This window comes from Streptomyces sp. NPDC096048, assembly GCF_044763415.1.
Classification (GTDB): domain Bacteria; phylum Actinomycetota; class Actinomycetes; order Streptomycetales; family Streptomycetaceae; genus Streptomyces.
The window spans coordinates 505,137-523,503 of sequence record NZ_JBIWGG010000007.1 but is presented as its reverse complement, the minus strand read 5'-3'; the positions used below and the strand labels follow the sequence as shown (position 1 = coordinate 523,503).

The window sequence follows — 18,367 nt, the reverse complement described above, 5'->3', positions numbered from 1 at the left end:
CGCTCACGCGAGCGGAGCGCGGATGAGATCGAAGGTGAGGCGCTCTTCGTGCCGGTGGAGCAGCTCCGTGTGGAGCTCCTCGGCCGCGTCCCGGGGCAGCGGCCCCGGCTTCAGGCCGAGACGGTCGGCGAGCCGGTGCAGGGCGCAGATCACCCAGGCCGGATCGCGCCGCGGGCCGTCGCCGTGCCGCCACACGCCGAGGCAGGCCGCGGCGGCGAGCACGTGCGCGTACCGGTCGGCGAGCATGAACCCGCGGCGCGAGGCGAGCACCGTCCGGTCCCGGGGCGGCAGTTCGGCGGCGCGGCGCGCGATGCCCCGCAGTTCGCCGGCGAACAGCCGGGCCAGGGCGTTCACGCGGGGGTCGTCGTACTCGGTGTCGGTGACGGCCCGGCTGAGGGTGTCCCGGCCGCGCGAGTTGAGCTCCAGTCGCGCGAGGTCCAGGGGCGGCAGCGGGTCGCCGGGGCGGAACAGTGCCGCGGGGGCCTCGGTTCCGGGCCGGAACCAGCCGCGGTCCGCGAGCCGCGGCAGCTGCGGCACGATCGTGGCCTGGCAGACGGCGCTGCCCGCATGGGCGAGCGCCACCACGGGCAGGTCGCGGGCGGCCTTCTGGAAGACGGCGTACGGGCCGGTGCGCACGTAGCTGCGGGCGCCCAGCAGCACCGACAGGCGGTACGAGGACTCCTGGAGCAGCTTGGGCACCAGGTACTTCACGGCGGCGGACTGCACGCTGGTCTCGCCCGGCAGCAGATGCAGCGAGCGGGCGCCGACCGTGGCCAGGGCGTCGCTCACCAGCAGGTCGGCGAAGGCCCCCACCAGCGTGGCGCGCGGGTACGGAAGCCGGGCGACGGGCCGGCCGTACAGGTGCCGCCCGAGTCCGAAGCCGAGCGCGGCCCGCACCTGGGTGTCGCCGATGCCGACGACCATGCCGGGCAGCACGCTGCGGGTCACCTGGAAGGCGCGCAGCACGGTCTCCATGGCGTCGCCGGGGGTGCCGAGCACGGAGTCGGCGGGCACCGGGCAGTCGTCGAACTCGATGCCGCCGAGCAGGCAGCCGCGGACGCCCGACGTCGGGTAGCGGATGTCGCGGCGCACCGCGTCGGCGGGCAGCCGGTCGAGGTCGACCAGGAGGTGGGAGTGGCTGCGGCTGCCCGGTCGGTCGCTGGTGCGGGCGAACACCACGGCGGCCTCGGCCCGCGAGACGTTGTTCACGAGCTGCTTGCCGCCCCGCAGCCGCAGGCCCTCGGGCGCGGGGGTGGCGGTGAGGCCGACGCGGGAGAAGTCGCTGCCGTGGGCGAGTTCGGTGTAGGCGGCGACGACGCGGCCGCCGGAGAGCAGGATGTCGGCGGCCCGCCGCTGCTGCGCGGCGGAGCCCGACGCCCAGACGGGCAGTCCGGCGATGAAGCTGGTGACGCCGTAGCCGATGCCGAGGGAGCAGTCGCGCCGGAACACGGTGCGCATGAGGTACGCGAGCCCGTCGGCCTGCGTGAAGCGGCCGCCCAGGGCGCGGGGCACGAACTCGGCGTTGAGGCCGTATCCGGTGAGCAGCCGCTCGCCCTCGGCGGACAGTTCACCCTGTTCGTCCGCGGCGAGCACGGCGGCGGTGCCCAGTGGGTTGCCGGGGTCATCGGCGGGTCCGACGAGGCGTTCGAGGGCGGCGGTGCGCACCCGGTGGTCCGGGTCGTTCGCGGTCGTCGCGGGCAGCGGCCCGGGTGCGTGCGGTCCGGATACGGGCGGTCCGGGTGCGTGCGTGATCGTCTCGCTCATGACCCCTCCTGGGTCGGGCGGCCCGCGGCCTCGGCCAGTTCGCAGTGCAACAGGGAGAACAGCAGCCCTTCACGGTGCTGTCGGCGCAGCGTCGGCAGCAGCCGGTCCAGGGCCGGTCCGTCCTCGTCGTCGAGATCGGGCTCACCGCTCAGCTGCCGCAGCAGCCGGGTGAGTACGGCTTCCAGCCAGCCGCTGTCGGCCCAGCGTCCGGCGGGGTTCTCCAGCCACAGGTGCAGGGCGGCCGAGGCCGCGTAGAGCAGCGTGTAGTCGCGGGCGAGGGCGAAGGCGTGTTCGGGGACGTCGCGGGCGGAGGGCCGGTGGGCGGCGAGTTCGTCGTGCAGCTCCCCGGCCAGCACGAGCAGTCGCCCGGCCTGCGCGGCGACGGCGCTGTCCGGTTCCCGGTCCCGGACCCGGCCGACGGCGGCCGGCAGCGCCTGTACGACGCTGCACCCGGACCGGGCGTACAGGGTCAGGGCGTCCGGGTCGAGCGCGGGGGGCGGTGCGTCGAGCCGGGCGGAGGCGGCGACGCCCGCCGGGTCGGCGTGCCCGCCGCGCCAGCCGCGGACGAGGACCGGGAACTGGTTGATGAGGTAGTTGAGGTTGACGACGGTGCTGCCGTCGAAGATGCCGACGATCCTGTGGTCGCGTTCGATCTTCTGGAACGTGCCCTCGGCGTGGTCCGCGACCAGCATGGCGCGCGCCCCGAGGACCTGCCGCAGGCCGGCGATGAGCTGGTCGCCGACGGTGGGGACCAGGTACTTCACGACGGCCGACACGGCGCTCTGCTCCCCGGTGAGGGTGTGGATGCCGCGGGTCGCGACCAGGCTGACGGCCTCGACGGCGAGCAGGTCGGCGTAGGCCTCGGCGAGGGTGCGGCCGGCCTGCGGGAGGTCAGCGAGGCGTCGCCCGTACAGCTCGTGCCGCTCGGCGAAGGCGACCGCGACGCCCAGGGCCTGTCCGGCCATGCCGAGCGTCATCGCGGAGCAGAGGGTGCGGGTGATCTGGAAGCCCTTGAGGATGATCTCGAGTCCCGCGCCCTCGGCGCCGATCAGCGCCGCCGCGGGGATCTCGGCGCCCGTGAAGGCGATCCCGCTGATGTCGGCGCCGCGCACGCCGTGGGTGGGCAGCGCGGGCACCGGTCGCCAGCTTCCCTCGGCGAGCCGTGACTTGTCGACGAGGAAGAGGCTGAAGCCGCGGGCGCCGCCGGCCGGGTCGGTGCGGGCCAGGACGGTCACCAGGTCGGCCCGGGTGGCGTTGTTGATCAGCCACTTCTCGCCGTCGAGCCGGTAACCCCCCGCCAGGGTGCGCTCGGCGGTCAGTTCGCCGGCCAGCAGGTCGCTGCCGTGCGACTGCTCCGTCAGCGCGAGCGAGACCACCGCGCCGTCCATGACCCGCCCGGCCAGCCATGCCGCCTGCTGCGGGGAGCCGCCCACCCAGACCGAGACCGCGCCGAGATACGTCTTGGTGTGCGCGAGCGCGACGGTGAAGTCGCGCCGGCCCAGCGTGCGGATGATCTGCAGCAGCTCCTCGCTGGAGCGCAGTTCACCGCCCAGCCGCGCGGGCACGAACCACTTCGGCAGGCCGAGCGTGTCGAGCTGCCGGCACACCTCGGCCGGGAAGGCCTCCGCCCGGTCGAGCGCCCCGAGCCGGGCGAAGGAGAACGCCAGGGCCGCGTCATGGGGATCGCCGAACCGGCCCTCCAGCTCCTCGGTGAGCCCGTAGGGGGACCACTCCCCGGCCGTGGTCGCTGTCGTGGCCGCCGTGGTCACCGGCTGTCCGCCTTCCGGGTCCGGGGCGCACCGGCGTGCGCCAGCGCGTCCTTGAGGTACAGCTCCCGCATGAGGGTCCGCCGGATCTTGCCGCTGGTGGTGCGGCGGACCTCGCCGACCCGCACCAGGGCGACGGCGCCGACCCTGACCCCGAGGCGCCGGCCCAGCCGGGTCCGCGCGCTGGTCGCCAGGTGCCGCAGCTCGTCCTCGCCGCGGCGGCCCGCCCGTACTTCCTGGGTGACGACGATCTCCTCGTGCGGGCCCTGCGGGACCGCGAAGGCGGCGGCCGGGAGGTTCCCGAACTCCTCCTCCAGGGCGCCGATCTCCCGCTCGATGTCGTGCGGGTAGAGGTTCCGTCCGTGCACGATGATCATTTCCTTGATGCGGCCGGTGACGTACAGCTCGCCGCCGAAGAGGGCACCGAGGTCGCCGGTGCGCAGGAAGCCGCCGCCCAGTCCGGCGGCGGTGGCGTCGAAGGTGCGCCGGGTCTCCTCCTCGCGCGCCCAGTAGCCCAGCGCGAGGCTCTCGCCGCGGATCCAGATCTCGCCGATCGCCCCGTCCGGGAGGGCCCGGGCGGTCGCGGGGTCGACGATCCGCACCTCCAGGCCGCGCACGATGCCGCTGCTCACCAGCTCCTGCCCCGGCGCGCCCGGACCGGCCCCGGTGAGGCGTCCGGCGGCGAGTGCGGCGGCGTCCACCGCGGTGACCACCGGGGGCGTCTCCACCCGGGTGCCGGTCACGAACAGCGTCGACTCGGCCAGTCCGTAGCCGGGCAGCAGCGCCTCGGGGCGCAGCCCGGCCGGTGCGAAACGGGCGGCGAAGCGGGCCAGGGTCGCGGCGTCGACCGGTTCGGCGCCGTTGCAGGCGTGCGTCCAGCGCGACAGGTCGAGTCCGGCGACCTGCTCGTCGGTCAGCCGCCGCGCGCACAGGTCGTACGCGAAGTTCGGGGCGCAGCTGATGGCGGCGCCGGTCCGGTCGATCAGCCGCAGCCAGGAGACGGGCCGCTTGAGGAAGTCGGTGGGCGGCATCAGGACCGCGGTGCCGCCGAGGTAGAGGGGCGTGAGCATCATCGCGATGAGCCCCATGTCGTGGTACGCGGGCAGCCAGCTGCACCAGGTCTGCCCGCCGTGCCAGCCGTGACTGGTGCGCATCAGCTCGATGTTGTGGACCAGGGCGGCGTGGGAGACCACCACCCCCTTGGGCTCACTGGTCGAGCCGGAGGTGTACTGGAGGAAGGCCGGCAGCCGCGGCAGTACGGCGGGCGGCGTCCAGCCGAGCACATCGGTGGCCACGGCCCTCTCGAGCGTCGCCTCGTCGAGGATCAGGCTCGCGCCGCTGTCGGCCTCGATGCCCTGGACGCGCGCCTCCTGCGCGCTGTGCCCGCCCTGCGCCGGTACGGGCACCGGGATCACTCCCGCGTACAGGCACCCGAGGAAGGCCCGGATGAATCCGGTACCGGGGTGGAAGGCGAGCAGCACCCGTTGGCCGGGGGAGGTGCGGGAGGCGAGCCACTGGGCCACCGACCGGGCGTCGACGTCCAGTCGGGCGTAGCTGACCAGCTCGTCCGTGGCGACGTCCGCGGAGGCGAAACGGACGGCGGTGCGGTCCGGATGCTCCGCGACCCGGCGCCGGAATCCGCTCACGTACCCGTCGAAGCAGATCACGTGCCACTCCTCCTGCGTTCGAAGCCGACTGGTGGGCCCACCCTCGTCGGCACGGCTATCCCGGCCCTATAAATGCGGGCCCTGCCGCGATGCGGTACCGCAGCCGCAGATCGGCCACCCGGCCGCGGTTGGTGGTCACCGTGCCCTTGACCTGCAAGCCTTCCGTCGTCTCGGTGATCTCGGCGGCGGCGAACACCCGGTCCCCCGGGTGGACGGGGTGGCGGAAGCGGCACCGGTCCATGCCGACCAGCCCGACCTCGCGGGCCGGTCCCGCCCACTCCTGGACGGCGCGGTCGACCGCCTCGACGAGATAGAGACCGGGCAGCACCGGAAAGCCCGGGTAGTGGCCGGCGACGGTGGGGTCCGCGGCGGCCTCGGCGACGGTGAAGGCGACGGCGGCGGAGTGCGCGTTGCGGCGCATGACGTCGAAGTCGGCGCTGTTGGCGACGGCCGGCGTACCGGTGGCGGTCATGACGTTCCGTCCTTTGGGAGTCGGCGTGGGAGCTTCACGTGGGAGGCCGCGCGGGAGGCCGCCGTACGGCAGGGGGGTGCCGGACGGCGGCCTGGTGGCCGCGGGACGTGCCTCTGGGCCCGCAAGGGGGGGTGCCGGCCGTACGACGGCCCGTGACGCCGGGTGGTCCCGGCGCCCGGTGTCAGCCGCAGCCGCCCGCGTGGCCGTCGTCGAACGACGGGCCCGGCGGGAGCTTCCGGTTCTCGTCGGGGCGGTCGGCGTCCCCGGCTTCCAGGGCCTCGCGGGCGGCGGCCGCCGCCACGAAGTCCCGCAGCCGGTCCACGCCCCAGAACTTGTCGTAGTGGACGGTGAAGAACGGCACCCCGAACACCCCGTCGCGGTCCACCGCGAGCAGCGCCCGAAGGCCCTCCTCACGCAGCTCGGGGTCGTCGGCCGCGCCCGCCAACTCGGCGTTGTCGATGCCGAGTTCCGGGCCGAAGGAGCCGATGACGGCCGGGTCGCAGATGTCCCGGCCCTCCTCCCAGCGGGCCCGCGCGGCGAGCGCGACGAACCGTGCGCCCTCGCCGTGCCGCCGGGCGGCGAGGTAGCCGAGGTGCGGCACCTCCCACACCGGGTCCCGGTCGACGGGCCACCGGAAACCCAGCCCGCGCGCGGCGGCGAGACGCCGTACGTCCTGGAGGATGTAGCGGTGCTTGGCCGCCGACATCGCGGCGTACGGGAACTCCCCGCCCGCCGCCTCCAGCATCTTGCGGCTCAGCTCGTCCGGCTCGCAGAACGGGATCCACTCGATGCGCGCGGCCAGTTCCGGGTGTTCGTCGACGAGTTCGCGGTAGGCGAGCCAGGAGTACGGGCTGCGCAGCGAGAAGTAGAACCGCGGCGTCACCCGCTTGCGCTTCCCGGTGCTCACAGCGCGATGCCGCCGTCCACCTGGAACACCTGTCCGGTGACGTAGGAGGCCTGGTCGGAGACGAGGAAGGAGACGAGCGCGGCGACGTCGTCGGCCGTGCCGAAGCGGCGCAGCGGGATCCGCCCGATCATCTCCTTGGTGACCTTCTCCGTCAGGGCCGACGTCATGTCGGTCTCGATGAAGCCCGGGGCGACCGTGTTGGCGCGGATGGCGTACCGGCCGCCCTCCTTGGCGAGGGAGCGGGTGAAGCCGATGATGCCGGCCTTGGACGCCGCGTAGTTGGTCTGTGCGGCGTTGCCCGCGACGCCGGCGATGGACGACAGGGTCACCACCGCGCCGCCGCGCCGTTTGATCATCGGGTAGATCACCGAACGGCAGACGTGGTACGTGCCGTCCAGGTTGGTCCGTATCACCGCGTCCCAGTCGTCGTCCGGCATCAGGACGAGCGGGTTGTCCCGGGTGATCCCGGCCGAGGTGACCGCGGCGGCGACCGGCCCGAACTCGTCCTCGACGCTCGTGACGAACGCCTTGACCTGCTCGCGGTCGGCGACGTCCACCTTGCGGGCGAACACCCGGCGGCCCAGGGCCGCGACCTCCTTGGACACCAGTTCGGCGGCGGCCTCGTCGGAGCGGTAGCAGAACGCGATGTCGTAGCCGTCGCTCGCGAGCCGTTTCACGACGGCGCGGCCGATGCCGCGCGACCCGCCGGTGACCAGGGCGACCTTCGCTTCCGGGGCCTCAACGGTCTCAGCGGTCCGAGAAGTCTTGGCAGTCTCAGCAGTCATGGGTGATGTCCTCCTTTCACACAGGCAGGCCCGCGGGCGCGGGCAGCAGTTCGGTGACGTCCTTGAGGGCGACGACGAAGGCGCCGACGCTGAGCAGCCGTCGGCCGCCGACATGGGTCTCGCCGGTGAGGATCGCGGTGTCCCCGGCCTGCTTGAGCAGGCGTACGGAGTGTTCGAGGACCTCCCCCGGGTACGCCTGGCCGTCGAAGGCCACGTCGTTGATGGCGCCGGCCAGCTCGACCTTGCCGGCGAGCACGTCCGGGTTGGGCTGCTCCCAGGTGGACAGGAGCACGGCGGACTGCGCCCACGACTCGATGACGAAGGCGGTCGGATACGCGTAGTCGGCGGGCCCCGCGTGCTGCCCGAGCTCCGCGTAGCAGGGCTCGTTGCCGGAGATCGCCTTGTACGTCGTCATGCGCACGCCGGGAACGACCTCGCCGACCCGGTCGACCAGCAGGATGGGGACGCGGTGCGGGATGGTGTTCTTGATCCGGTGGATCCCGTGGAATCCGCCGGTCTCACCGGTCCCGTCACGTACCTCCTCGGGTGCGGACGCGTTCACTGGGCCTCTCCTTCGGGTGTCGGCGTCGTCGCCGCGCAGGCGCGGCGGTAGCGCAGTCTGATGTCGGCGACGGCTCCGGACACGGTGAGCGCGGAGGCCTTGGCGGTCAGCAACCCGCCGTCCTCGCCGGCGTCGACCGTCACCTCGGTGGACACCCGGTCGCCGGGGAAGACCGGACGGCGGAAGCGGCAGCGGTCCATGGCGACCAGTTCGAGGTCCGCGCCGAGACCGGCGCCGTCCGCCCACAGCCGGACGGTGCGGTCGGCGGCCTCGACCAGGAACACGCCCGGCTGCACCGGGAAGCCCGGGTAGTGGCCGATGAGCACCGGGTCGTCCGGCTCGGCTACGAAGGCGGTGGTGGCGCCGGACGGCTCGTTGCGCAGCAGCTCCAGGCCGTCCGCACCGAGCGCGCTCGCGCGGCTCACGCGGCCCGTCCCTTCTCCTTCAGCTTGTTCTCCAGCAGGTCGTAGGTGCCCTGGAGGGAGGTGATGGCGACGAGTTCCGCCTCGGCCATCTTCACCTCGTACTCCCGCTCCAGGCGCACGGTTATCTCCAGGGCCATCAGCGAGTCCACGTCGAGGTCGTCGACGAAGTGGGCCCCGTCGGTGACCTCCGCGACGTCCAGGTCGAGGATCTCCGCGACGAGGACGCGCAGGCCCTCCTTGTCGAGGGCGGGGGTGCCGGTGGCGGGGCTGCTGACTGCGGTCTCGGTCATGGTCGTCTTCCGTTCTCGGATGTGTCGGACTGGGGCGGCGGGGGCGGCGTACAGGGCCTGGACGAGCAGGCGGCGGGTGCGGCAGGCGCGGCGGCGGGCGGTCGGCGGCACGGGTTCAGACCCGCAGCAGCGTGCAGCCCACCTGGCCGTCCGGGTCGACGGAGGTGACCAGGGCCAGCTCGCCGGGGCCGGTGACACTGAGCGCGGCGGCCAGCTGGAAGGCGGCGGACGCGGCGGAGGCGTCACCGATGAGCCGGCGCAGCCGCAGCCGCCGCGGCCGGTGCGGGCCGAACACCTCGTTGAGGGCGGCCTCCTCGCGTCCGCCGAGGGCACCGCCGGTGTCGCTCGGCACGATCAGCGAGACGTCCTCGGGCTCCGCGCCGGCCTCCTTGAGCGCCTCGGTGACCGCCCGTACGACGGCCTGCTGGGCGTTCTCCGGCTCCGGGAAGCCGAGGAAGCGGCTGCCGAGCAGGGTGGCCAGCGGGCGGCGCCCGTACGACTCGGCGCGGGCGCGGGGTTCGAGGAGGAACAGCGCGCAGCCCTCGCCGAGCGGCCCCGCCGAGCGCCGGGCGGCGTCCTGCCGGCCCCGGTACTCCAGCCAGGCGCGGTCGGCCGAGTACTCCTCGACGGCGCCGCACAGCACGGCCTCGCAGTGCCGCCGGCGCAGCAGCCGCGACGCGTAGTTGAGGGCCAGCAGTCCGGTCAGCGCGCCGCCGGCCACGGTGGCGTTGGGGCCGCGCAGGGTGTGCCAGATGGCGCTCTGTCCGGCCGCCCGGTTCATCACCGTGTTGGGGAAGCGGGCCGGGTCCACGTGGAAGGGCTTCTCCCCGGTGAGGGAGTCACGGGTGAAGTCCATGATGCTCTGCACGCTGCCGTGGCCGGTGCCGAGCACCATGCCGACGTCGTCGGGCCGGTCGTCGGCGAGGCCGCCGCCGGCGGTCTCCAGGAGCATGCCCGTGGTGGCGACGGCGATGGCGGTGGCCCGGTCCATGGACCGGGTGCCCTTGCGGCCGAGGATCGCGCGCACGTCGAACTCCGGGATCTCGCCGGCGCGCCGGTACGGGCCCTGCCCGGACGCGGTGGTGGCGTCCCGGCCCGCGCGCACTCCGTCGGCGAACGCCTCGGCGCCGAGCCCGTAGGGCGATCCCGTGGACCACCCGGACACGACAAGACTGTCTGCGGTCATCGTCCTTCGCCCTTCAGTTCGTTGTCGGCGGTGCCGGTGGTGCCGGTGGGGGCGGGGCCCCAGGCCCCGGCGGCGGCGTGCAGTTCGGCGCCGTCCACGCCGATGGTGTTGCCGCTGATCCAGGACGAGTCGGTGCGCGAGAGCACCGCGATCGCCTCGGCGACGTCGTCGGGCCTGGTCAGCCGGGAGTGCGGGTTGTTCTCGGCGGCGCGCGCGACATAGCCGGCGTGCTCGGGGATGGCCTGGAGCGCGGGCGTCAGCGTGACGCCCGCCCGCAGGGCGTTGACGGCGATGCCCTGCGGCGCCAGCTCACAGGCGAGCTGGCGGACATGGGCCTCCAGGGCGCTCTTGGCGGCGGAGACCGCGCCGTAGCTGGGCAGGGCCTGGACGACGCCCGCGCTGGTCATCGCGTAGATCTTGGAGCCGCTGCGCAGCAGTCCGGCCCGGTGCAGGTCCTGCGTCCAGTAGACGAGGCTGTGCGCCATGACGTCGAGGGTCATCTCCAGCTGCCGGGAGGCGATCGGCCGGTCCCAGCCCTCGCGGGGCAGGAACGGCACGAGCGTGCCGAAGGCGAGGGAGTGCACCAGGATGCGGACGCCGCCGGTGGAGCCGGTCAGTTCGGCGATCTCTGGAACGAGCCGGTCGCGGGTGGCGCGGCTCGCGGCGTTCGCGTTGTGGAACGCCACCTCGACGCCGTGGCCGCGGATCTCGTCGACGAGTGCCGCGACCTCCTCGTCCCTGGCCGCGGTGTCGAAGTGCACTCCGACGACGTTGACGCCCTCGCGGGCCAGGCCGAGGCTGATGGCCCGGCCGATTCCGCTGGAGGCTCCGAGTACCAGGCACCAGCTGCCTTCAAGGGATTTCAGCATCAGTGGGTCCCCCGCTTCTGGGAAGTGTGCGACGTCCCGGAGTCCCGGTACGGGTCCGGTCCGGTACGGACGAGTGCCAGCGCGGCGTGTCCCTCGCGCGTGGCGGTGGTCAGCAGCCGGGTGCCGGGCGGGCCGGTGAGCAGCCCGGCCAGCGCCTGGGCGGCGGCCAGGCAGCCCGCCCCGGCGGGGGTCACGCGTCCGGTGGTACCGGCCGCGCGGTCCACGGCGGCGGCCACCGCCGAGGCGAACGGCGAGCCGTCCAGGACGTGGTGGACCTCCACGGTGGGCTCGGGGTCCGGCAGCAGCCGGCGTACGGCCCCGGAGACCAGCCCGGCGGGCAGCTCCCGGCCCGGCGGGACGAACAGCGAGCGGGCGGCGACGGTGCCCCGGACGCGGGCGCCGCGCGCCTCGGCGGCGGAACGCGGCTCCAGGGTCAGGGCGACAGCGCCCTGTTCGCCGCCACCGGCCGGGGAGCCGTCACCCGCCGGAAAGCCATCACTCGCCGGGGAGCCGTCACCCACCGGGAAGCCGTCACCGGCCGGGGAGCCATCACCGGCCGGAGAGCCGTCCCCGGCCGGGGACTCGGGCAGCCGGTGTTCGGCCGCGCCGACCAGGAGCGTGTCGCAGCGGCCGGCCGCCAGGGCCCGGCCACCGGCCTCCACCGCCTCCAGGGCCGCGACTCTCGGGCTCGCCAGTGTCAGTGCGAAGGCCTTCAGGCTCAGCTCGGAGGTGAGGCGGGAGCCGAGCAGGCTCACCGCGAAGAAGGGCGCCGTCGCGGGCGACAGTCCGGCCGCGCCGCCCTCCAGGGCGATCCGGCGGTCCATGGCGTCGAAGAGCCCGGCGAAACCGCCGTTGAGCGCGAGCGCGGCGCCTCTGCGGTCGGCGGGCACCGCGTCGGTGCGGCCGCCGTCGGCGAGCGCGTCGCGGGCCGCGGCGAGGAGGTACTGGGCGGCGGCGGGCAGGTACTTGTAGCCGCGCGGCCCGAGCCGGACCCGGTGGTCGAACCAGTCGCCGTCCTCGGCACCGGCCTCGGGGGCGACACCCCCGACCCCCGTCACGGCCCACATGGTCCCGCTGGTCTCGTCGGTCCCGCCGGTCCCGTTCATGCCGCCGCTCCTTCCAGGACCAGTGAGGAATTGCTGCCGCCGAACCCGTAGGCGTTCACCAGGACCCGCCGGCGGTCGTGCGGCAGCGGGACCGGGGTGCGCTGCGGCAGCCACACGTCGCACGCCGGGTCCTGCTCGCGCAGCGGCACGTTGCGCGGGACCTGCCCGTCGCGCAGGATCAGCGCGGCGGCGACCGCGCCGAGCGCGGCCGAGGCCCCGCCCGCGTGGCCGAGCAGCGCCTTGAGGCTGTACAGCGGCACGTCGGGCGTCCGCTCGCCGAAGACCCGGTGCAGCGCCCGGCTCTCCACCTCGTCGCCGAGCCGTGTCCCGGTGCCGTGCGGGATCACGCAGCCGACGGCGGCGGCACCGCCCGCCGCGCCGACGGCCTCGCGCATGGCCCGTACGATCTGCTCGCCGTCCTCGTGCGGCGCCGTCACATGCCCCGCGTCGCAGCTCCAGCCGGAGCCGGCCAGGGGCAGCGGGGCCGTGGCGCCGCGGGCCGCGGCGTGGGCGGCGGACTCGACGACGAGGATGCCCGCGCCCTCGGCGAAGACCGTGCCGGCCCGGTCGGTCTCGAAGGGCCGGCACCGGTCCGGGTCGACCGCGCCGAGCCGGTTGAAGCAGCCGAGCGCGACCCGCGAGTAGGCGTCGGACCCGCCGGCGAGCACCACGTCGGCCTCGCCCGCCCGCACCATGTCGTACGCCATGCCGAGCGCGTAGCCGCCGGCCGAGCAGGCGTTGCCGATGTCGTGGGCGACGCCCGCCAGGCCGAGTCGGGTGGCGGTCTCGGAGGCCAGCCGGAACGGCGCGGTCCATCGGGCGCCGCCCCGCTCGCGCTCGTTGGGGCCGGGCTCGCCCATGCAGCTGCCGAGGACGACCGCCGCCTCGGACAGCCCGGTCAGGCCCGCGTCGGCGAGCGCTTCCCGGGCCGCGGCGACGGCGAACCGGGTGGCACGCGCCGCCCGCAGGTCGGGGTCGGGCACCAGGTTGATCCGCGGCAGTTCCATCACGGCGAGCGGGTCGGCCGGCTCGTCCGGCCGACGGATCCGGGCCGCCGTCATGGCACGCCACAGCGCGTCCGTACCCCCGCCGTGGCAGGTGACGGCACCGATCCCGGTGACCACGACCTCGCCGGTCATGCCGACTTGCCCTCCAGCGCCGCGTTCATGCGGTCGTCGAAGGAGACCAGGCTCCAGTCGCGGCGGTTCTCGATCACCGCGTAGCCGTGGGTGATCCGCCCGGTCGCGGTGTGCACCAGCGCCCCGTCACGGACGACGTAGGTGTCCATCCGGGAGGTGTAGGTGAAGCCCTTGAAGATCTCCTCGACGGTGAGGACCACGTACAGGTCCTCCTCCATGCGCGCCTCGTCGAGGACGGTGATGCGCGAGTGCGGGACGACGGGGATCCAGTTCTGCTCGTCGAGCAGGGTCTTGATGGAGACGCCGCGGTCGGCGACGAGCTGGTCCTTGGCCTCCTCCATCAGCCGCAGGTAGCCCGACATCTGGATGCGCTCGGTGAAGTGGCAGTACCAGTACGGGATCCGGAACTTCCAGGCGAAGGAGTTGGTGCCCGCCGTCAGCTCCTTGACCAGGTCCGCGGAGTCCGGGTTCACCTCGGGCGGGACCGTGTCCCAGGCGGGGGCGGCGGCCAGCCGCTCGACGGCGTACGGGGCGAGGGACGCGGGCACCGGCTCGTTGCCCCCGCCTCGCGGGTCGAGGCGCAGCTGGACGCGGACGGTGGAGGTCACGGCCTTGAGCAGCGTCTCGCGCTGGACGTGCAGCACCACCGACAGCAGCAGTTCGCCGTCCTTGGCCTTGCGGTGCGGCCTGACCTCGGCGCGTGCCACGTCGTCGATGTGGAAGGCGTGCAGGATGCGGGTGTCGATGTCGACGATGTCGGTGCACAGGCCGTACGTCTCGTACACCGTGCCCGGCAGGAGGCCACTGTGCCGCAGGTGGTTCAGCACGGCTTCCTCGACGAGGTAGTTGACGTGCTTGAAGCCGATCCAGGTGCAGATGTTGGAGCCCTCGTAGCGGGGCCGTATCTCCAGGGAGCTCGGCTCCTGGAAGGTGAGAGCGGTGCTGTTCGCGGTCACGTCAACTCCGGTACTTCGGTGAGGAGGCGGGAGGGATGAGAGGAAGAGGTGGGCGTAAGGGAGGACAGGAAGCCGTGCACGGCCCCGACGAACAGCTCGGGCTGCTCGGCCATCGGGAAGTGCCCGGACCGTTCGAAGATCCGCAGCCGGGCGTCCGGCAGCGCCCCGGCGAGGGCGCGGGCGTCCGCGGGCCGGGCCGCGAAGTCGTGCTCGCCGGCCACGACGAGGGTGGGCAGGCCGATGGCCGCGGTGTCGAGGAAGGGACTGCGCAGGTACGCGTCGAAGAACCGCATCCAGCCGTACGGGCCGATCCGGTCACGCACCCGCAGCGCCATCGCCTCGCGCAGCTCGACGGGGATCCGGCCGTCCGAGCCGACCCGCAGCCCCTCGTCGAGGATGCGCTGGAAGCCGTGCAGGTAGTAGACGGCGGTGTCCCACTCGAACTCCTCGGGCGTACCGCGGTGGAACGGGGAGACGAGGACGACCGCGCCCGGCCGCCCGGCGGGCCGGGAGACCAGGAGTTCCAGTACGGCGTTGGCCGCGAAGGAGTGCGCGATCAGCAGATCGACCCGCCCCGGTACGGCGTCCAGCGCCCGGGCCACCCAGGGCACCGGGTCCGGGTCGTGGCTCCACCGGGTGTCGCCGTGGGCGGCCCAGGGAAGTTCGGCCTCCCACAGCTCCAGCTCACCGCCGGCCAGCTCCGTGAACCGGCGCCAGACGGCGGTCGAGCCGGCGAGGCCGTGCAGGAGCAGTACCCGCACGGGCCGCCGGGCGCCGTCGTGCGCCGCCCGGCGCAGCCGGACCCGCACGCCGGTCTCACGGTCCTCGTCGGCCGTCATCACGTGCTCCCCGCCGGGGTGAGGATGAGGGCCGCGGCCGCGTCGTCCCGGCCGGTGTCCCCGGTACCCGCGCTGGCGAGCACCACGGCATCGGCCCCGTCCGGCGCCGCACCGGCCAGCCAGGCCGTGCCGGCCACGCACTGGAGCACACCGAGCGCACCCGAGCTGGGGCCGAGCAGTTCGGACAGATCGCGTACGCCGCCGACCGGCACCGACCCGAGGGAGGCTCCGGGGGCCCGGACGCCTTCCGGGTGTTCGGGCACGCACCACAGGCCGACGGCGCGCGGTTCACGTTCGCGTACGTCCGCGACGGCCCTGGTGTGCGCGGCCCGGCGCGCGTAGGGGCCGAGTCCGGCCAGGGGCCGCACCCCGCGCGCCGCCGCCGATTCGGCGGACTCCAGCACCAGGGCGGCCGCCCCGTCGAAGAACTCGTCCTGCTCCGGCGCGAGATGGCGGACGGCCGGGTTGTCCGGCTCCACGCCGACCACGAGCACCCGCTCGACCCGGCCCGAACCGATCAGCAGCCGCGCCCAGTTGACCGCGTCGAGGCCGGAGGTACGGCCGTTGCACAGGGTCAGGTTGGCGCCGCGCAGCCCGTGCGTGATGGCCAGCCAGGAGGCGACCACGTTGCTGGACGTCGCGGGCAGCAGCATGGGGCTGGTGCCGAGGTAGGTGTCGCGGGCGATGGTCTCGACGGTCTCGCAGACGGTGTCGACGTTGCCGAAGTTGGTGCTGACGACGGTGCCGACGGATTCGCCGGGTACCGTCGACGCGCCGTCGGCCCCGATCAGACCGGCCGCGGCGAGCGCCTCCTCACCGGCGACCATGGCGAGCTTGGTGGCCCGGTCCTTGTAGCGCAGGCCCCGGCCGGTCAGCCGGTCCACCGGGTCGGCCGGCTCCCCTGCGGGCCGCCGGTCGCCGAGCAGTCCCCCGGGTGTGTCGAGACCGCGGACCGCCGTACCGAGTCCGGTGACGACGATGTGCATCCGGCTCACCGCCCCTCCTCCTGACCCGCGACGACGCCGTTCCCGCCGTCCGCGTCGTCTCCCGCGTACGTGTCGTGTCCCGCGTGCGCCTCGTCTCCCGCGTACGTGTCGTGTCCTGCGCCCGCGTCGTCTCCCGCGTACGTGTCGTGTCCCGCGTGCGCGTCGTGTCCCGCAGCCGCCCCGTGGCCCGCGTACGCGTCGTCTCCCGCGTACCGCTCGACGATCGCGACCGCGTTGAGCCCGCCGAAGCCGAAGGAGTCGATCTGGGCGATCCGCAGCTCCTCGTCGGGGCGTACCGCCTGCCCGCGCACCAGCCGGAACCCGGCCACCGACTCCACCGGGTCGTCGAGCCCGACGATCGGCGGCACACTCCCGCGCCGCATCACGTCGACGGCCGCGACCAGGCTGTGCAGCCCGGACGCCCCGGCGGTGTGCCCGGTCATCGACTTGATGGCGGTCATGTACGGGGACGGCTCGACGCCGGCGAAGACCGAGCCGAGGGCCGCGGACTCCGCCTCGTCGTTGAGCGGGGTGCCCGTGCCGTGCAGCATCACCAGGTCGATGTCGGCGGAGCCGACCCCCGCCCGGCGGTGCGCCTCCCGCACGGCCGCGGCGATGTTCTTCGCCTCGGGCGCCGAGGGGTGGTAGGCGTCGCAGTTGACCGCGACACCCCGCACCCGTGCCCGCACGGTGGCTCCCGGGCCGGGCCCGTCGGCCTCCCTGCGCAGCACGACGGCGACCGCGCCCTCGCCCTGGAGCATGCCGCGCCGGGCCCGGTCGAACGGCCGCACCCGGTCCGGGGCTTCGGGGTAGCAGCGGTCGAGCAGCCCGTACGTGCTCTCCGAGATGGTGTCCACGCCGGCCACCACCACCGTGTCGGCCTGCCCGAGGTCGAGCAGGTCGGTGGCGAGGGCCAGGGCGTAGAGCGACGCGGAGCAGGCGTTGGCGACGGTGTGGGTGTCGGCGGCACCGAAGCGCCTGCGCAGCATGGTGCCGAAGTGCAGGTCCGCCACCTCCACCGGCGTCCCGTCCCGCCACGACAGCTCGACCGAGCGCAGCTCGCGCAGGGTCGTCCCGACCAGGACCGGCACCGACGACAGGTCGTCGCCGAGACCGGCTTCCCGCGCGGCCACCTCGACGGCCCGCTCCAGCCAGCGGGTGGCCCGCAGGGGCTCGTCGACGCCGGGGGCCGGCCGGTCGTCGATCTCGTAGGCGACCTGGGCGCGGAACTTGCTGCGGTCGTAGCCGCGCAGTCCGGCGAGACCGCTGCGGCCCGCCACCAGCGACTCGTAGATCTCGTCGGTGTCGGAGCCGATGCTGGCGACGGCTCCCGTACCGGTCACGAGCCAGCTCATGCCGCGCTCCGGTACTTGCCGAGGATGACCACCGCGTTGTTCCCGCCGAAGGCGAGCGCGTTGTTCTGCACGATGTTCAGCTCGGCCTCACGGGCTTCGTTGGGTACGCAGTCGACGCCGCACTCGGGGTCCGTCTCGTTGTGGTTGACGGTCGGCGGGATGAAGCCCTGCGTGAGGGCCACGGCGCAGGCCGCGGCGGCGACCGCGCTGGCCGCCCCCATGCTGTGGCCGATCATCGACTTGATGGAGACCGTCCGCGGCATGGCGTCGGCGCCGAAGATCTGCCGGATCGCGCCGACCTCGGTGATGTCGTTGGCCCTGGTGCCGGTGCCGTGCGCGGAGACGAAATCGATCTGGTCGGGCGTCACCCCCGCGTTGCGGTGGGCGATGTCGATCGTGCGGGCGATGCTGTCCCGGTCGGGGGCGACCGGGTGCAGGGCGTCGCAGGCGAGGCCGTAACCGAGCACTTCCGCGTAGATCCGGGCGCCCCGGGCGAGCGCGGAGTCCAGGCTCTCCAGCAGGAGGATCCCGGCCCCCTCACCGGTGAGGATGCCCTTGCGGTCCTTGTCGAAGGGCTGGCACGCCTCGGGGGCGATGGTGCCGAGCCGGTAGAAACCGGTGAAGGTCTTGCGGCACAGCGCGTCCGCCCCGCCCACCAGGGCCACGTCCACGTCACCGCTGCGCAGTGCGTCGTAGCCGTAGCCGACCGCGTAGTTCCCCGCCGCGCAGGCGGTCGGGATCGTGACGGCCTCGACGTCCTCCAGGGCGAACTCCCGGATGATGCCGGAGGAGAGCCGTCCGGCCGGCACCCGGCGGGCGACCACCGGGTCGTACGACTCGGGGCCGGTGGCGAGACCGGTCTCCACGAGCTGGTCGAGGTCGCGGGACTCGCCGTCCGTGGTGCCCACGGACACCAGGGAGCGGCGGGCCCGCACCTCGTCCACGGTCAGCCCGGCGTCCTCGATGGCCATCCGGGTGGCGGCGACGGAGAACTGGCTGGCCCGCCCGAGCTCCTCGGGGTCCACCCGGTGGATCCACCGCGCCGGGTCGAAGTCCGTCACCTCGCACCCGTTGGCGTAGTCGAACCCGGTGGTGTCGAACGCCGTGATCGGCTTGACTCCGCCGCGTCCTTCGCGGAGTCCGGTGGTGAACGCGTCGATACCGATGCCGATACTGGTGACGACGCCGAGTCCGGTGACGACCACCCTGCGGGGGGTGGCGTCCGTGCCTCGCATACCTGTGTTCATCGAAGCTCACCCTCTGGCTGACTCAGCCGGCTGATCGGGGCAGGGC

At 74.0% G+C, this 18,367-nt stretch carries 18 protein-coding genes; all 18 read right to left on the bottom strand.

Features of this window, described 5'->3' with window-relative positions:
• Nucleotides 1-3 precede the first annotated feature (3 nt).
• The gene (locus tag ACIQ6R_RS22430) at nucleotides 4-1,764 is read right to left on the bottom strand and encodes an acyl-CoA dehydrogenase (protein ID WP_404222990.1); all 1,761 of its coding nucleotides are present in this window, start codon (nucleotides 1,762-1,764) and stop codon (nucleotides 4-6) included.
• The gene (locus ACIQ6R_RS22425; RefSeq protein ID WP_404222989.1) at nucleotides 1,761-3,533 is read right to left on the bottom strand and encodes an acyl-CoA dehydrogenase family protein; all 1,773 of its coding nucleotides are present in this window, start codon (nucleotides 3,531-3,533) and stop codon (nucleotides 1,761-1,763) included. The genes ACIQ6R_RS22430 and ACIQ6R_RS22425 overlap by 4 nt, the downstream gene beginning before the upstream one ends.
• Nucleotides 3,530-5,197, bottom strand: a complete 1,668-nt coding sequence (locus tag ACIQ6R_RS22420; protein ID WP_404222988.1) for a fatty acyl-AMP ligase — start codon at nucleotides 5,195-5,197, stop codon at nucleotides 3,530-3,532. Before ACIQ6R_RS22420 ends, ACIQ6R_RS22425 begins: the two co-directional genes overlap by 4 nt.
• A gap of 55 nt (nucleotides 5,198-5,252) precedes the next feature.
• Nucleotides 5,253-5,669, bottom strand: coding sequence for a MaoC/PaaZ C-terminal domain-containing protein (locus tag ACIQ6R_RS22415; protein ID WP_404173606.1), 417 nt, complete (start codon nucleotides 5,667-5,669; stop codon nucleotides 5,253-5,255).
• Between the two features lie 181 nt (nucleotides 5,670-5,850).
• Nucleotides 5,851-6,576, bottom strand: coding sequence for a 2-hydroxychromene-2-carboxylate isomerase (locus tag ACIQ6R_RS22410; RefSeq protein ID WP_404222987.1), 726 nt, complete (start codon nucleotides 6,574-6,576; stop codon nucleotides 5,851-5,853).
• Nucleotides 6,573-7,361, bottom strand: coding sequence for a 3-oxoacyl-[acyl-carrier-protein] reductase (gene fabG / locus ACIQ6R_RS22405; RefSeq protein ID WP_404222986.1), 789 nt, complete (start codon nucleotides 7,359-7,361; stop codon nucleotides 6,573-6,575). Before fabG ends, ACIQ6R_RS22410 begins: the two co-directional genes overlap by 4 nt.
• 16 nt (nucleotides 7,362-7,377) lie before the next feature.
• Nucleotides 7,378-7,923, bottom strand: coding sequence for a 3-hydroxyacyl-ACP dehydratase FabZ family protein (locus ACIQ6R_RS22400; RefSeq protein WP_404222985.1), 546 nt, complete (start codon nucleotides 7,921-7,923; stop codon nucleotides 7,378-7,380).
• Nucleotides 7,920-8,348 carry a 3-hydroxyacyl-ACP dehydratase FabZ family protein gene (locus ACIQ6R_RS22395; protein ID WP_404173594.1) on the bottom strand — a complete coding sequence of 143 codons (429 nt, stop codon included), beginning with the start codon at nucleotides 8,346-8,348 and terminating at the stop codon, nucleotides 7,920-7,922. The genes ACIQ6R_RS22400 and ACIQ6R_RS22395 overlap by 4 nt, the downstream gene beginning before the upstream one ends.
• Nucleotides 8,345-8,638 (bottom strand): acyl carrier protein, encoded by a 294-nt coding sequence (locus tag ACIQ6R_RS22390; protein ID WP_404173591.1) that lies wholly within the window; start codon nucleotides 8,636-8,638, stop codon nucleotides 8,345-8,347. The genes ACIQ6R_RS22395 and ACIQ6R_RS22390 overlap by 4 nt, the downstream gene beginning before the upstream one ends.
• A gap of 115 nt (nucleotides 8,639-8,753) precedes the next feature.
• Nucleotides 8,754-9,824 carry a beta-ketoacyl synthase N-terminal-like domain-containing protein gene (locus ACIQ6R_RS22385; protein WP_404173588.1) on the bottom strand — a complete coding sequence of 357 codons (1,071 nt, stop codon included), beginning with the start codon at nucleotides 9,822-9,824 and terminating at the stop codon, nucleotides 8,754-8,756.
• Nucleotides 9,821-10,693: an SDR family oxidoreductase gene (locus tag ACIQ6R_RS22380; protein WP_404222984.1), complete on the bottom strand. Its 873-nt coding sequence runs from the start codon at nucleotides 10,691-10,693 to the stop codon at nucleotides 9,821-9,823. Before ACIQ6R_RS22380 ends, ACIQ6R_RS22385 begins: the two co-directional genes overlap by 4 nt.
• Entirely contained in the window at nucleotides 10,693-11,799 is a 1,107-nt protein-coding gene (locus ACIQ6R_RS22375) for a beta-ketoacyl synthase N-terminal-like domain-containing protein (protein ID WP_404222983.1), read from the bottom strand. The genes ACIQ6R_RS22380 and ACIQ6R_RS22375 overlap by 1 nt, the downstream gene beginning before the upstream one ends.
• A complete protein-coding gene (locus ACIQ6R_RS22370; protein ID WP_404222982.1) occupies nucleotides 11,796-12,938 on the bottom strand; it encodes a beta-ketoacyl synthase N-terminal-like domain-containing protein in 1,143 nt (380 codons plus the stop codon). The genes ACIQ6R_RS22375 and ACIQ6R_RS22370 overlap by 4 nt, the downstream gene beginning before the upstream one ends.
• Nucleotides 12,935-13,894 carry an acyl-CoA thioesterase gene (locus ACIQ6R_RS22365; RefSeq protein WP_404173576.1) on the bottom strand — a complete coding sequence of 320 codons (960 nt, stop codon included), beginning with the start codon at nucleotides 13,892-13,894 and terminating at the stop codon, nucleotides 12,935-12,937. Before ACIQ6R_RS22365 ends, ACIQ6R_RS22370 begins: the two co-directional genes overlap by 4 nt.
• Nucleotides 13,891-14,733, bottom strand: a complete 843-nt coding sequence (locus ACIQ6R_RS22360) for an alpha/beta fold hydrolase (protein WP_404173573.1) — start codon at nucleotides 14,731-14,733, stop codon at nucleotides 13,891-13,893. Before ACIQ6R_RS22360 ends, ACIQ6R_RS22365 begins: the two co-directional genes overlap by 4 nt.
• Nucleotides 14,733-15,719 (bottom strand): beta-ketoacyl synthase N-terminal-like domain-containing protein, encoded by a 987-nt coding sequence (locus ACIQ6R_RS22355; RefSeq protein WP_404223032.1) that lies wholly within the window; start codon nucleotides 15,717-15,719, stop codon nucleotides 14,733-14,735. The genes ACIQ6R_RS22360 and ACIQ6R_RS22355 overlap by 1 nt, the downstream gene beginning before the upstream one ends.
• Before the next feature lie 5 nt (nucleotides 15,720-15,724).
• Entirely contained in the window at nucleotides 15,725-17,074 is a 1,350-nt protein-coding gene (locus ACIQ6R_RS22350; protein ID WP_404222981.1) for a beta-ketoacyl synthase N-terminal-like domain-containing protein, read from the bottom strand.
• A complete protein-coding gene (locus tag ACIQ6R_RS22345; RefSeq protein WP_404222980.1) occupies nucleotides 17,071-18,321 on the bottom strand; it encodes a beta-ketoacyl-[acyl-carrier-protein] synthase family protein in 1,251 nt (416 codons plus the stop codon). The genes ACIQ6R_RS22350 and ACIQ6R_RS22345 overlap by 4 nt, the downstream gene beginning before the upstream one ends.
• Between the last annotated feature and the right edge of the window lie 46 nt (nucleotides 18,322-18,367).

Bases quoted from the DNA above. Each gene is read 5' to 3' on its own strand.
- ACIQ6R_RS22430 (WP_404222990.1), bottom strand. From the start codon at position 1,764: ATGAGCGAGACGATCACGCACGCACCCGGACCGCCCGTATCCGGACCG.
- ACIQ6R_RS22345 (WP_404222980.1), bottom strand. From the start codon at position 18,321: ATGAACACAGGTATGCGAGGCACGGACGCCACCCCCCGCAGGGTGGTC.
- ACIQ6R_RS22415 (WP_404173606.1), bottom strand. From the start codon at position 5,669: ATGACCGCCACCGGTACGCCGGCCGTCGCCAACAGCGCCGACTTCGAC.
- fabG (WP_404222986.1), bottom strand. From the start codon at position 7,361: ATGACTGCTGAGACTGCCAAGACTTCTCGGACCGCTGAGACCGTTGAG.
- ACIQ6R_RS22380 (WP_404222984.1), bottom strand. From the start codon at position 10,693: ATGCTGAAATCCCTTGAAGGCAGCTGGTGCCTGGTACTCGGAGCCTCC.
- ACIQ6R_RS22355 (WP_404223032.1), bottom strand. From the start codon at position 15,719: ATGCACATCGTCGTCACCGGACTCGGTACGGCGGTCCGCGGTCTCGAC.
- ACIQ6R_RS22375 (WP_404222983.1), bottom strand. From the start codon at position 11,799: ATGAACGGGACCGGCGGGACCGACGAGACCAGCGGGACCATGTGGGCC.
- ACIQ6R_RS22350 (WP_404222981.1), bottom strand. From the start codon at position 17,074: ATGAGCTGGCTCGTGACCGGTACGGGAGCCGTCGCCAGCATCGGCTCC.
- ACIQ6R_RS22385 (WP_404173588.1), bottom strand. From the start codon at position 9,824: ATGACCGCAGACAGTCTTGTCGTGTCCGGGTGGTCCACGGGATCGCCC.
- ACIQ6R_RS22360 (WP_404173573.1), bottom strand. From the start codon at position 14,733: ATGACGGCCGACGAGGACCGTGAGACCGGCGTGCGGGTCCGGCTGCGC.
- ACIQ6R_RS22390 (WP_404173591.1), bottom strand. From the start codon at position 8,638: ATGACCGAGACCGCAGTCAGCAGCCCCGCCACCGGCACCCCCGCCCTC.
- ACIQ6R_RS22370 (WP_404222982.1), bottom strand. From the start codon at position 12,938: ATGACCGGCGAGGTCGTGGTCACCGGGATCGGTGCCGTCACCTGCCAC.